Origin of the sequence: Cryobacterium sp. MLB-32, from assembly GCF_000738085.1 — a bacterium.
Taxonomy (GTDB): Bacteria; Actinomycetota; Actinomycetes; order Actinomycetales; family Microbacteriaceae; genus Cryobacterium.
The window spans coordinates 19,310-32,204 of sequence record NZ_JPRS01000051.1; the positions used below are offsets into that span (position 1 = coordinate 19,310).

A 12,895-nucleotide genomic window follows, 5' to 3' on the forward strand; every position below is an offset into this window, starting at 1 on the left:
TGCTCCTTCCAAGCAACGCCAGTTTTGCGCCCAAACCTGAACGTTTGATATGGACAGACTGGGAGCAATCAATGACCCTGCTGCTCGTCGCTGAGCGAGAGGATGTCGTAGTTTGGAACTTATGGGGAAAACACGATGACGATCTCGGGCGCCTGGCGCCGAACGGCCGCTGGTGCGGGACTTCTCGCCGCGGACGGCACCGTGACCGCCAGCATCTTCGCCGAGATGAGCGCGCTCGCGGTTCGAACGGGAGCGATCAACCTCGGGCAGGGGTTTCCCGACGAGGACGGCCCGGTCGAAGTTCTCGAGGCCGCACGACGGGCGATTGCGGACGGCGTGAACCAGTATCCGCCGGGTCGGGGCACCCTCGAGCTGCGCCAGGCGATCAGCCGGCACCAACACAGGTTCTACGGTCTGAGCGTCGATCCCGACACGGAGGTGCTCGTCACGGCGGGTGCCACCGAGGCACTGGCCGCCACGATCCTCGCCCTTCTTGAACCGGGTGACGAGGTCGTCACGTTTGAGCCTTTCTATGACGCGTACGGTGGGTTGATCGCCCTCGGTGGCGGTGTCCATCGCACGGTGCCGCTGCGGTCCCCCGATTTTCAACCCGACCTCGATCTCCTTCGGGCCGCTGTCACGGACCGAACGCGGCTGATCGTCGTCAATGATCCGCATAACCCCACGGGAACCGTATTCTCCCGCGAGACCCGCGAGCTGATCGTGAACCTGGCGCACCGGCACGATGCTCTCATCGTCACCGACGAGGTGTACGAGCACCTCACGTTCGGGGTACCGCATATTCCCATCAGCACCCTCCCGGGCGCCGCTGAGCGAACCGTCACCATTTCGTCCGGTGGAAAAACCTTCAGTCTCACCGGATGGAAGGTGGGCTGGCTCACCGCACCGGCCGCTCTCGTGACGGCCATCCTGGCGGTCAAGCAGTTCCTCACCTACGTGAACGGCGCTCCCTTCCAACCGGCCATCGCCGTGGGGCTGGATCTTCCGGACGCCTTCTACACCGCGACCGCCCAGGACCTTCGCGCCAAACGCGACGTGCTCGCCCGGGGACTCACCACGGCCGGGTTCAGCATCAGCCAGCCGCGCGGTTCCTATTTCATCGTGGCCGATGCGACGAATCTCGGCTATACCGACGGTGTGGAATTCTGCCGGGTGCTACCCGAGCTCGCCGGGGTCGTCACCGTGCCGGTCACCGCGTTCTGCTCACCGCGCTACCGCGCGGACTACGCCCCGCTCGTGCGCTTCGCCTACTGCAAGAAGGTCGAGGTGCTCGAGCGGGCCGCCACCCAACTGTCTGCGCTCTCCGCGCGAGCGTCCTAGGCGCGAACGAGGGCCGGGTAGTCCGTGTAGCCCTCCGGTCCATCGCCGTAGAACGTCGCCGCGTTCGGCACATTGAGCGGCAGATCTTCCTGCCAGCGGTAGGCGAGATCGGGGTTGGCGATCGCGGGACGTCCGACCACCACGGCCTCCGCGTGTCCGTCGTCCAGCAGGCTCACGGCTTCCGCGCGGGTCGTCATTTCACTGAATCCGCTGTTGACCAGAACCGAACCGGCGAAACGACGGCGAAGTTCCTGAACAAGCGTGCCCGTCGGCTCGGCGTGCAGCACGCTGAGGTAGGCGAGGCCGAGCGGCGCGAGTGCGTCCACGAGCGCGCCGTACGTAGCCGTGAGATCCGCTGAATCGGTCTCAAGGGCATCCTGGATGTTGTGCTCAGGGGAGATTCGAAGCCCGACCCGGCCGGCACCGATGGCATTCGCCACCGCCGTGACAACCTCCACCACGAACCGAGCCCGGTGTGCGGGCGAGCCGCCGTAGCCATCCTCACGCTGGTTGGATGCCGGCGACAGGAACTCATGAAGAAGGTAGCCGTTGGCCGAGTGGATCTCCACGCCGTCGAGACCCGCAGCGATCGCGTTGCGGGACGCCTGCACGAATTCCTCGATCACCCCGGTCAGCTCGTCCGAGTCCAGTGCGTGGGGCACGGGGTAGGGCAGCTTTCCCTCGTAGGTGTGGGTCTGACCGTCGATGGCAATCGCGCTGGGACCAACGACGGTGCGTCCTCCGGTGGTCGCCTCGTGGGTGACGCGGCCCGCGTGCATCACCTGGGCGACAATCTGTCCGCCCGCGGCATGCACACCGTCGGCGACCCGTCGCCAGCCCTCGATCTGCTCGGGCGTCACCAGTCCGGGCTGGCCCGGAAAGCCCTGGCCGGCATGGCTCGGATAGGTGCCCTCCGTGACGATCAGTCCGAGTGAGGCCCTCTGGGCGTAGTGCTCGGCCACCATCTCACCGGGCACGCCTGCCGCGCCAGATCGGGTGCGGGTCAGGGGCGCCATGACCAGACGGTTTGTCAGGTGCAGATCGCCGAGGGTTGTCGGGGAAAACAATTTCACTGGTCACTCTTTTCGTTGTCGGGCAGGTTTCACTGCCGTTCCGATGACAACGGGGGCATTCCACCGAGTATTCCTCCCTGAGAATCCACTCGACATACGGCAGACCGCGGGAAGAGACCCCTGACCAATCCGCGAGGCCGAGCGCGACGAACCCCTGCTATGACCGTCCTCGCCCATCGCCCCGGCCGCCACGCTTCGCCGCAGCTGACGGCGGATGTCCTGAGCCGGCAGTATTGCCCGTTTCCGCTCGAGGCCGATGCTCGCCGCTTCGGCCTGACCACAAGCTCGATGCGCCTCGGCATCGGCACCGTCGCCGTGCGGCACGGACGACGCACAGGCAGCGACACCGCCACCATCCTGCTTCACGGGGCCGCGGGCTCGTGGACCACCTGGACGCCCCTCCTGTCGGCGGCGGATGCGCTCCGCGCCGACGAACCCGATTCGAGTGCTGCCCGGATGACCGACCTCGTCATCCCCGATCTGCCGGGATGGGGAGACACCGCACTTCCCGCCGACCCGGCACACCTCACGATCGAAACAATGGCGGCCACGGTCGCCGATATCGCCCGCGCGCTGGGTTACCGCCGCTGGCGCGTGGTGGGTCATTCCATGGGCGGGCTCATCGCCCTGCAGTTGGCTGCCGCCGAAACGCGTGCGACGGTCTCAGTGGGCCTGGTCTCTGCCACAACCTTCTCCGTCATCGAGAGCGTGCGCCATCCGCTCGCCGGATTCGGTCTGTTGCCCGGCTACGCGTCACTCCTGCAGGTGATGCGAGTGCTCCGCCTCACCGGCACGTGGGGACGCACCTGTGTGGCCTTTCTCGCCCGGGCGTCCCTGTTGCGCGGGCTGGTTGCTCCTCTCTTCCGTCACCCGGCTCGCATCCACGCAAGCATCATCCACGCGCTCGGGCAAGAGGTGCGCCCCGCGGGATTCAGCATCGCGTCCGCACGGGCCGGAGCCTATGATGCAGCGGCCTCCTGGAAACGAATCGAGTGCCCGGTGCGGGCAACTCACGGCGACAGGGACGTGTTCGTTGCCACACGCGACGCGCGCCGACTGCACGACGTGCTCGCAGATTTTCGGATCATCTCCCTGCCGGACACGGGTCATTTCGGCCATATTGAACGCCCGTGTGACGTTCTGAGGTCTCTTCCCGCCTAGGGTCGGTGCTGCCAGTGCGCCGGGAACATCGCCCTTTCCTTGCTCCTGCCCCCCAAACGGAGGACAATTGGGGAAATCCGGCAAGAAATGCTGTGTCAGCGCCGCTCGCACCGTTCCGGCTCCCCCGCGCAATGACCGGAAGCGACACCATGGGCTCTCTGACGTACGACCGAGTAGTGGTCGAATTCGACGATCGAGTATTGGCTCACCTCCAACTCGTGATCATTCAGAAGCTGCGGCGTGGAGAAAGCTTCCTACTATCCTGGCGGGATGCCGCTGTCGTGGGCGACGGACGCAGCTCCGCGTGGATGCACCCGGCGATTCCGCTGTACTTCAAGTTCAGTGGAGGACACCCCCCGAGCATCAACCCGAATTGGGTCGCCCAGCTCACCCGATCGGCGAACAGCTCCCAAGGACTGATCGTGACGGGCGAGGACACATCCAACGCCGAGCCCGACAAGTCCCTGCGTTCGGAACCATCAACCAACATTCGAACGGCCGCACCATCACGCGCGACGAAAGCGACCCCGCGCTAGCGCTCGACCACACCGAAACGCCGCTGCGCCAGTGCGGGGTTGATCGCGCGCACGGAGGAGATTCGTGCCGGGCTGACCCACGCCACGGCAACGTCGGTCGCCTCACCGATCGTGACGATCTCGACGCCCATAGGATCGACCACCATGCTTTGCCCCACGCCGATCGGCGGCGCCTGGTCCGCGGCGACCACGTAAATGGTGTTCTCGAGCGCGCGAGCGGTGAGAAGGGTGCGCCACTGTTGTTCTTTCAGGGGACCTCTCATCCACTCGGCAGGGACGAGCACCACGTCGGCGCCGGCATCGACCAGCCGTCTCGTCACCTCGGGAAAACGGATGTCGTAACACGTCTGCAGCCCGACCCTCAGGCCGTGCACCTCAAAGGTTTCGGGGCTCTCAATTGCGCCGGCCTGGACCCATTCAGATTCCTGCTCCCCAAAAGCGTCGTAGAGGTGCAGCTTTCGATACGTCGCGACGGTGCGTCCGCCGGGACTGACCGCGACGAGGGTGTTCGCGAATCGCTGCGGATCGGACGTCTTCTCCAGCATGCCGGCGACGAGGAAGACCCCGAGCTCCCTCGCCAGATCGCGGAGGCCACCCACGAAAGATCCGTCGAGAGCTTGCGCCGCGGCAACGGACGCACCGCCCAACGGCACCTCGCAGAAGGCTGAATACTCCGGAAAAACGACGACCGTGGCACCACGTGCCGCGGCGAGGGCCGCGAGCGCACGCATGTCTGCAAGGTTGGCTGCCTCGTCCGTTCCGGGAGAGAATTGCGCGACGGCAAAACCGACGCCGGTCGCGGCCGGTGCGTTTTGTTGTCCATCAGCGCTCATGCGCTCAGCCTAGCCTCCGAGCCCATCAGACCGGCAGGTGACGTTCAGCGAACTCGCAGTGAACGCGCAGAGGGCCTTCCTAAGCTCTCGTCAGCGGAGCGACATGACAGCTCCGGTCACGGCGGGAATGATGTGAAGAAGTCCGTGTCTCTCACCCGTCGATTCGTTCTGGCCACCGGTGTCACACTCGGCGCCGCGGCGGCAGCGGTGGTCGTCGTCGCGCTGGTGGTGTCGCCCACATCCGGGTCCATCGCTGCGCTGGACCTGCCGTCGAGGGCGGCTGTTCCCCCCGATGCCGCCGGTGAGCCGCTGTGGCAGGCCTGGCACCCTCCGGCCGACCTCGCATCGGCCGGCAGGATCGGCTCCGTTCACATTCCCCCGACGGCGTCCGGGTTCGCCGCACGGGACGCCGAGGTGTATCTGCCGCCCGCAGCACTCGTGCCGAATCCACCGCTCCTCCCCTTTGTCCTAATGATGATGGGACAACCCGGGGACCCGGATGCCGGACCGATAGCTCAGGTCCTCGATCAATTCGCCGCCACCCACAATGGGCTCGCGCCCATCGTGGTGGTCGCCGACCAGCTCGGGGATCCCGACGTCGATTCCCTGTGCCTCGACACGCCCCGCTACGGCAATGTGCAGACGTATATCGAGCAGGACGTTGTTGATTGGGCGGTCGCGAATCTGGGAATCCTGTCGGGCCGAGACCAGTGGACCGTTGCGGGCTTCTCCAACGGCGGCCAGTGCGCGATCTCCCTCGCCGCGAAATTCCCCGGCGTGTGGGGCAACGTGATCAGCGCGTCCGGCACCACGTACGCCGGTGTGGAAACCGAATCGGATGTGCTCGCCGACGTCTTCGACGGCGACCAGCAGGCCTATGACGCGAGCAAACCCGAGACGGCCATGGCCGATACCCCCTATCCCGATACCAGCGCGGTGTTCACGGTTGGCGCCGACGACGATTTCATCGGACCCGGCTTCAGAGATCTGAGTGAGAAAGCGCGGGCGGCCGGTATGACGACCACGACCTATGAAGTTCCCGGCGAGGGGCACACCACCGAGGCGCTGACACAGGGCCTCCAGCGCGCCTTCGACACCCTCGCACCACGGCTCTCACTCGTGCCTCCCGCTGAGCGGAGATGACGGCCATGTCGAATGTCATCCTCGGCATGAATATCGTCGATGGGCCGGCGATTCTTGGGCTCTTCGCCGTGGCTGGTTTCGCCGCGCTCTACCTGATCGCGCGACGCCCCACCCGCCGGTGGATGACAATACTGGCGTCGGCGACCGTCTCCGGGCTCGTCATGGCCGTTCTCATCTGGTTCTTCACCGTGCGAGTGTGGAACCTCTTCGGGGTCTCTCTCGGCACAACCACCTACGCGTGGTTGGCCGCCTCATGCGTGGGCGTCAGTCTGGCCGTGGCGAGCCTGTGGAGGTCCAGCGCAACTCGTACCGTCATCGCGAGCGCCTCGGTCGTGCTCTTCCTCATTACCGGCGCGCTGGGAATCAATGCCGGCTACGGTCTCAACCGCACCCTCGGGTCCCTCTTCGGAGTCTCGGCGGAACAGCCGATCCAGCTCGCCCAGCCGAAGGGCACGCCTGGCCTCACCCCAACCACGGCAGGCCCGCTCTGGAAGAGCTGGACCCCGCCTCCCGATATGCCAGCGCAGGGCACGACCGGAACGCAGATGATCCCGCCGACCCTGTCGGGTTTCGTATCCCGCCCGGCCGGCCTCTACCTCCCGCCCGCCGCCCTCGTCGCGGACCCGCCGAAGTTGCCGTTCGTCCTGCTGCTGATGGGCCAGCCCGGCAACCCCGACCCGTCGTTCATCGCCGCGACGCTCGATCACGAGGCAGCCCTGCATCACGGCCTGGCTCCCATCGTGCTGGTCGCCGATCAGCTGGGCGATCCTGCCGCAGACCCGCTCTGTCTGGATACTCCTGAATACGGCAACGCGGAATCATTCATCACCGGGGACGTCGTCAACTGGGCGCGTGCGAACCTGAATATCCTGTCGGATCCCCAGCACTGGACGATTGCCGGGTATTCCAACGGAGGACAGTGCGCGATCTCCCTGGCCGCAAAGCATCCCACCCTGTGGTCCAACGTCATCGATATCTCCGGGGAGGAATTCGCCGGGTCCGAGATTGCCGCAGCCACCCTCCACGACGTATTTCACGGCGACCAGGCCGCCTATGACGCGCAGAAGCCGGTCACTCTTTTGGCGGCGCATCCCCTGCCGGGAACGTTCGGGGTATTCACCGTGGGATCGAACGACGCCGCCTTCATTCCGGGGGCCCGCCGGATATTCGCGGCCGCCCAGGCCGCCGGCATGACCGCGACGTACTGGGAGTCCCCCAACGGCGGCCATGTCTTGCCGGCGCTGACGGATGGCCTGAACAAGGCCTTTGAGGTGCTGTACCCACATCTCGGGCTGGCACCGCCGCAGGGATGACCGGAGCGCCACCGCGCCTGCCGCTCCAGATGGGCGTGCAGGCGCCGACGCACCCAGATCGGTATCGTATGTAAGGCTGAAAGGAAAGCATGGCCACCCAGTTCGTCGACACCAGCATCATCGGGGGTCCTTTTCTGATCGGCCTGTACGTTCTCGCGGCGGGGCTGGTGCTCTTTCTGCTCGTCGCACGGCGCCACCGTCGCCGCGCGGGCATCACCGCAGTGGCGGTGCTGCTGGCGGTGGCGGCTGGCTGGTTGCTGGCGTGGATGGTGAGCGATGTGTGGGACGTCTTCGGCGTGTCCCTGTCGCCGGTCACCCGGGCATGGGTTGCCCTGTTTTTCGGCGGACTGGCGTTGGCGACGTCAAGCCTCCCACGCACGAGTTGGTGGAGAAAGGCCGTGGGGATCGTCGCGGTCCCGGTCTTCCTCCTCACAGCTGCCGCTGGCATCAACGCGGATTTCGGGGAGTTCACCACCCTGCGGGACGCACTCGGCATATCGCGCTTCCAGCCTCTTGACATGTCCCCCGCGACCGGGGCGGACGCGAGCCTGGGCACGGTCGGCACGGTGACGATCCCGGCGACCGTGTCCGGCTTCGACGCACGGCCCGCCCTGGTTTACCTGCCGCCCGCCGCCCGCGTGGCGCACCCGCCCGTACTGCCGATCATCGAGGTGTTCTCCGGGCAACCGGGCGCGCCGGAGGACCTGTTCGTCTCCGGGCACATCGACAGTGTTCTGGATGCCTACGCTGCGTCACATCAGGGTCTTGCGCCCATCGTCGTCGTGCCCGACCAACTTGGTGCTGCCGATCGCAACCCGATGTGCGTGGACTCGGCGCTCGGAAACTCCGCGACCTATCTCACCGTCGACGTGCCGAACTGGATCCGGTCGAACCTGTCCGTTGCCTCGGCCCCCGGTGGCTGGGCGATCGCGGGGTTCTCCGAAGGTGGCACGTGCTCCATCCAGCTCGGCGCCGCCAATCCCAACCTGTACGGCACCATCCTGAATATCTCCGGCGAAATCGTGCCCAAAGTCGGCAGCCCGGCGACAACGATCCAGGCCGGTTTCGGGGGCAGCACGGCCGCGTATGCGGCGGCAGCACCGGCCGCTATCCTCGCCGCACATGCCCCCTATGCCGACCTGAGCGTGATCTTCGCCGTGGGAGGCGACGACGCGCAGTACCTCAGCTGGGCAGGTACGCTCCGGGATGCCGCGCGCCAAGCCGGAGCCACCACACGTCTCATCGTGTCCCCCGGCACGGCCCATGACTGGTACACCGTGAACTACGCGTGGAAAACAGCACTCCCCCTGATGCTCCACCGACTCGGACTGGCGGGCTCCTGATGAAAACCATGCAACGATTCGCGTCCCGAGCACCGTTCGCGGCCTCGTACGCCATCGTGCTCCTCATCATGGCGCTGGCCACCGGTCCGATCGGAGGGCCGGAGCGTGCCCTGCGCCTGCTCTTGGGAACCGGGTACGAGTCGGTCGTCGAAAACGGACACTGGTGGTCTGTGCTCACCTCCGTGTTCGTGGTCGACAACGGTGCGGAGCTGCTGCTCGCTGTTCCCGCAGCCCTCTTCGTTCTCGGTTTCGCCGAGCGTCTTCTGGGTACCCGACGAACGGTGTTCGCGTTCTTCGCCACAGCGATCGTGGGGACGGGCCTCGGCATCCTGGCCCAGATCGCGGGGGTCGCAAGTGGGGAGCTCTGGTCCCGCGGCGTGAGCGAGCTCTCGGCGCTCGATCCGTTCACGCCGATTTTCGGCACCATCATGGCAGCCAGTTTCTACGCCGGTCCGTTGTGGCGCCGGCGCATCCGGGTACTCACGGTGGCCGCAGCGCTCGTCCTCCTGCTCTATTCCGGACAGCCGTCAGACGTGTACCGCCTGATCGCGACCTTCGTCGGTCTCGGTGTGGGGTCGCTCTTCCGGCCACACCGAATCGATCTCACCTGGCGACGCAGCTCAGACCACGAAGCCAGGACTCTACTCGCCGTCATCGTGGGCATGGTGGCCATCGGGCCCGTCGTGACGATTTTCTCCGGCGCCCGATTCGGGGCGCTCTCGCCGCTGGGTCTGCTGCTCACTCAGGACGTTCCGGCCGCAACGAACGTCATCGATCGCTGCATGATCGGCAATATCACTCGGCAGTGCGTGCGCGAGCTCATGCTCGCGCGCGTCGATGGGGTCGGCCCGGTGCTGGTGAGTGCGCTGCCCCTGCTGGCCTTGCTCGTGGCGGCGTTCGGTCTGGCCCGTGGTCGACGCTTCGCGGCATGGTTTGTGATCGGCGTGAGCTCGGCCATGGCCGCGCTCGGGGCCTGGTACTACATCCTGCTGCCCGCATCCGGCCAGCCCTACGTCTGGCATTGGCCGAACACCCGGTACTGGGAAATCGCCGTCGCGCTCCTGATTTCCGTTCTGGTCCCCCTCCTGCTCGCCGTGGTCATCGCTCTCAACCTGCGACGGTTTCCGGTGAAGAGCAGTCCGGGGCGCCTCCGCCGCTTCTTCCTCGTCACCGTCGGCAGCTTCCTGAGTCTCTCGGTGGTTTACGTGGGCGTGGGCTGGCTGCTGCGCGATCGCTTCCGACCGACCGTCGACCTCGTCGCCTTGCTCGCCGACGTGCCCGAACGGTTCATCCCGGTCGCTTTCCTGCGGCTCGAACGCCTCACCTTCCTGCCTACTGACATGATCACGACGGCGCTCTATCGCTGGGTCGGGCCGATCTTCTGGATCGTCCTGATCGTGAATGCCCTGCTGTACATGCGAAGCAATGTGACACGGGTCGACGGCGCAGACCAAGATTCACGACTGCGCGCGCTGCTCGCCCGAGGCGGCGGGGGCTCGCTGGCATTCATGTCCACCTGGGCCGGAAACTCCCTCTGGTTCAACGCCACCCGGTCGACGGTGATCGCGTACCAGGTCGTGAACGGTGCCGCGATCACACTTTCGGAACCGATCGGCCCGAAGGATGAGGTCGAAGCGGCCGTGGCGGAGTTCGCGGTGATGTGCGACGACCACGGCTGGATCCCGGTCTTCTACAGCCTGCACGAGAGATGGAAACCCTTTTTCGTTGGCATGGGGTGGCAGACCATGAGCGTGGGTGAAGAGACGATGCTCCGCCCCCGCACATGGTCGACGACGGGCAAAAAGTGGCAGGATATCCGTTCCTCCATCAGCAGGGCTGGGCGGGAGGGTGTTCGCGCCGAATGGACCACCTACCGAGCACTTTCCGTGGCGCACTCCTCGCAGATCTCTGAGATCTCGGAGCAATGGGTGCAAGACAAGCGGCTCCCTGAACTCGGATTCACTCTCGGTGGTCTCGACGAACTACGTGACCCGGCCGTTCGACTCATGCTCGCGATCGATTCGTCGGACCGAGTCGTTGCGGTGACCAGTTGGATGCCCAGCTGCCGCGACGGCGTCATCATCGGGTGGACTTTAGACTTCATGCGGCGCACGCCGGACAATATGAACGGTGTGATGGAGTTTCTCATCGCCGAAACAGCGGCCATGCTGCAGCAGCAGCCGGATATCGAGTTCCTCAGCCTGTCCGCGGCGCCGCTCGCCCAAACGCAGGGCGACGATGCGAGCTCAAGCCTCGCGGCTCGCATCCTCGATTTCCTCGGTCGGACCCTCGAGCCCGTTTACGGGTTCCGTTCCCTGCTGGCGTTCAAACGTAAATTCCAGCCGGAATTCATCCCTCTGTTCATGGCCTATCCGGATCCGGTCGTGCTCCCCACCATCGGCCTGGCCCTGGCCCGGGCATACGTCCCGACGTTATCCGTTCGGGAATCGCTCGCCTTCGTGCGCAGCCTCGGACCCGATACTCCGTCGCGCTCCGCATCGACACGCCCCCGTTCGGTCCTCCCCCGCTAGGCGAGAACCGCCGGCAGGCCGATGATCAGTCGAGGCGCAGCTCCCGCTGCAGGGTCAAGGTGCGCGCCGGGACGACGACGGCAGTACGTCCGAGGGCCAGACTCCAGAGAACGCGAACGGACCAGCCAAACAACACAATGAGCAGGGCGTTGCGCCCGGTGAGAAGCAGCACCGCGAAGGGATCTCCGTCGATGAGCGGCAGGTAGAAAACGGGAAACACCAGAGTGGTCAGAATTGCGATGAGCACCATGAGGTAGGCCGGAACACGCCACCGCCACCAGTCCTGGGCAACACCGACCGCCACGATCGGGGCGATCCAGAGCATGTACTGCGGAGACCCGACCTTGTTAAAGATGACAAAGGCGCCCACGAGGGCGAGCGCTCCGATGAGCAGGAGGGCGGAGGCATCCGTTGTCCGGCGCCGAAGGGCACAAAGCATCAGGACGAAAATGGCCAGAAGGGCGGCGAACATCACGGGCGTCATCATCGCCGCCATGAACGAGGTTCCCGGGCCACTGACCTCCCGTGTGGAGATGGCGAGGTTCTCGTAAATGGTGGTTCGCTGATGACCGATGGCAGCAAGCCACACCCACGGCGTGGTGACCGGAGCCTCCAGCTGTAGCGCCCGGTCGGATTGCATCGTCACGAAACCGGTGAGGAATTGCAGCCCGCCCATCAGCCAGACGAATGCAGCGACGAGGGACGTGACGGCAGCACCCGCGAGTATGACGGTGACGCGCTGACGCGATGCGGCGACGACAGCCAGAAGGACGGCGGCCGGCCAGACTTTGATCCAGGTTGCGACGCTGAGAAGAACGCCGGCCAGCACCGGTCGGGTGGCCAGGAAGACCAACCCGGCAATCACCAGGGGCGCCGTCAGCCCCTCCAGCCGAAGCAAACCCACCGGACTCAGGATAAAGCTCAGCAGCAACCACACCCAGGCCGCTTTGTACCCGCTGCGTCGGCGTCCGCCGGACGTGAGGGCCGCCACCGCCACGGCATTCAGTGCGACGGTCATGAGGAACCAGAGCAGCTGATAGAGCAGCGGTCCGGCCACGCCAGCCAGTGCAATCGGCAGGAGGGCTCCGATGGGATACACCCATTCCACGTTGATGCCCTGCCAGACCCCGTGATTGAAGCCCAGCTCCGCCCAAATCCGGTAGAGAGGCAGATCGCCCAGGACTCGCCCGGTCAGAATCGTCGGCAACATGGCGAAGAGAAAAATTGTGTGCAGGGTGACGAAACCCCCCATGAGGCTCCGGCGGCTCTGCAGCCGCAGCCGTCTCTCGGGCGTCAGGGCATCGAGGACTATTCGGTCTAGCTGACCCACAACAAAACTCATGTCACTCACCTCAGCGTCGTTACGGCACCCGGGGGCGATTATCTGGGCAGCTTAGCCCCGGATTCGGTTACCCGAAGTGGGGCTTCACGCCCCCGGGACGCATGCATATGATGTGCACATGAGATTCTCATTCTCGCGTTCGGAGCGTGACCGATCATGAGAATTCTCATCGTGAACAGTGACCCCGAACAAAGCGACGTGCTGGATCGCGTGCTCCGCATCGAAGGGTATGCAACCGACCGTGTGGCTACCGGGATCGACGCTCTGATCACGTCGGCA

At 65.5% G+C, this 12,895-nt stretch carries 10 protein-coding genes; 7 read left to right on the top strand and 3 right to left on the bottom strand.

The window, feature by feature from the left end; genetic code table 11:
* The first annotated feature begins 135 nt into the window (after positions 1 to 135).
* A complete protein-coding gene (locus tag JF66_RS07355) occupies positions 136 to 1,341 on the top strand; it encodes an aminotransferase class I/II-fold pyridoxal phosphate-dependent enzyme (RefSeq protein WP_035876611.1) in 1,206 nt (401 codons plus the stop codon).
* Here the strand turns inward: JF66_RS07355 and JF66_RS07360 are convergent.
* Positions 1,338 to 2,414 (bottom strand): alkene reductase, encoded by a 1,077-nt coding sequence (locus JF66_RS07360; protein ID WP_035876613.1) that lies wholly within the window; start codon positions 2,412 to 2,414, stop codon positions 1,338 to 1,340. The two genes, JF66_RS07355 and JF66_RS07360, sit on opposite strands and share 4 nt — an antisense overlap.
* A 159-nt stretch (positions 2,415 to 2,573) precedes the next feature.
* Here JF66_RS07360 and JF66_RS07365 point away from each other — a divergent pair, with 159 nt between their 5' ends.
* Both JF66_RS07365 and JF66_RS07370 read left to right on the top strand, forming a co-directional pair.
* Entirely contained in the window at positions 2,574 to 3,575 is a 1,002-nt protein-coding gene (locus JF66_RS07365; RefSeq protein WP_051973250.1) for an alpha/beta fold hydrolase, read from the top strand.
* A gap of 149 nt (positions 3,576 to 3,724) precedes the next feature.
* Positions 3,725 to 4,111 carry an ATP-dependent DNA ligase gene (locus JF66_RS07370; RefSeq protein WP_231556338.1) on the top strand — a complete coding sequence of 129 codons (387 nt, stop codon included), beginning with the start codon at positions 3,725 to 3,727 and terminating at the stop codon, positions 4,109 to 4,111.
* Here JF66_RS07370 and JF66_RS07375 read toward each other — a convergent pair.
* Complete coding sequence (locus JF66_RS07375) at positions 4,108 to 4,944, bottom strand: carbon-nitrogen hydrolase family protein (RefSeq protein ID WP_035876614.1); 837 nt, start codon at positions 4,942 to 4,944, stop codon at positions 4,108 to 4,110. The two genes, JF66_RS07370 and JF66_RS07375, sit on opposite strands and share 4 nt — an antisense overlap.
* A gap of 132 nt (positions 4,945 to 5,076) precedes the next feature.
* Here JF66_RS07375 and JF66_RS07380 point away from each other — a divergent pair, with 132 nt between their 5' ends.
* From JF66_RS07380 to JF66_RS07395, 4 genes are all read left to right on the top strand, one after another.
* Positions 5,077 to 6,087 (top strand): esterase family protein, encoded by a 1,011-nt coding sequence (locus tag JF66_RS07380; RefSeq protein ID WP_051973251.1) that lies wholly within the window; start codon positions 5,077 to 5,079, stop codon positions 6,085 to 6,087.
* A 5-nt stretch (positions 6,088 to 6,092) separates the two neighbouring features.
* Positions 6,093 to 7,400 (top strand): esterase family protein, encoded by a 1,308-nt coding sequence (locus JF66_RS07385; protein WP_035876646.1) that lies wholly within the window; start codon positions 6,093 to 6,095, stop codon positions 7,398 to 7,400.
* 89 nt (positions 7,401 to 7,489) lie between these two features.
* The gene (locus tag JF66_RS07390) at positions 7,490 to 8,743 is read left to right on the top strand and encodes an esterase family protein (protein ID WP_051973252.1); all 1,254 of its coding nucleotides are present in this window, start codon (positions 7,490 to 7,492) and stop codon (positions 8,741 to 8,743) included.
* 8 nt (positions 8,744 to 8,751) lie between these two features.
* The gene (locus JF66_RS07395; RefSeq protein WP_231556339.1) at positions 8,752 to 11,274 is read left to right on the top strand and encodes a DUF2156 domain-containing protein; all 2,523 of its coding nucleotides are present in this window, start codon (positions 8,752 to 8,754) and stop codon (positions 11,272 to 11,274) included.
* A 25-nt stretch (positions 11,275 to 11,299) separates the two neighbouring features.
* On the opposite strand, the gene JF66_RS07400 is transcribed toward JF66_RS07395, so the two are convergent.
* Positions 11,300 to 12,616 (bottom strand): glycosyltransferase 87 family protein, encoded by a 1,317-nt coding sequence (locus JF66_RS07400; RefSeq protein WP_081882216.1) that lies wholly within the window; start codon positions 12,614 to 12,616, stop codon positions 11,300 to 11,302.
* Between the last annotated feature and the right edge of the window lie 279 nt (positions 12,617 to 12,895).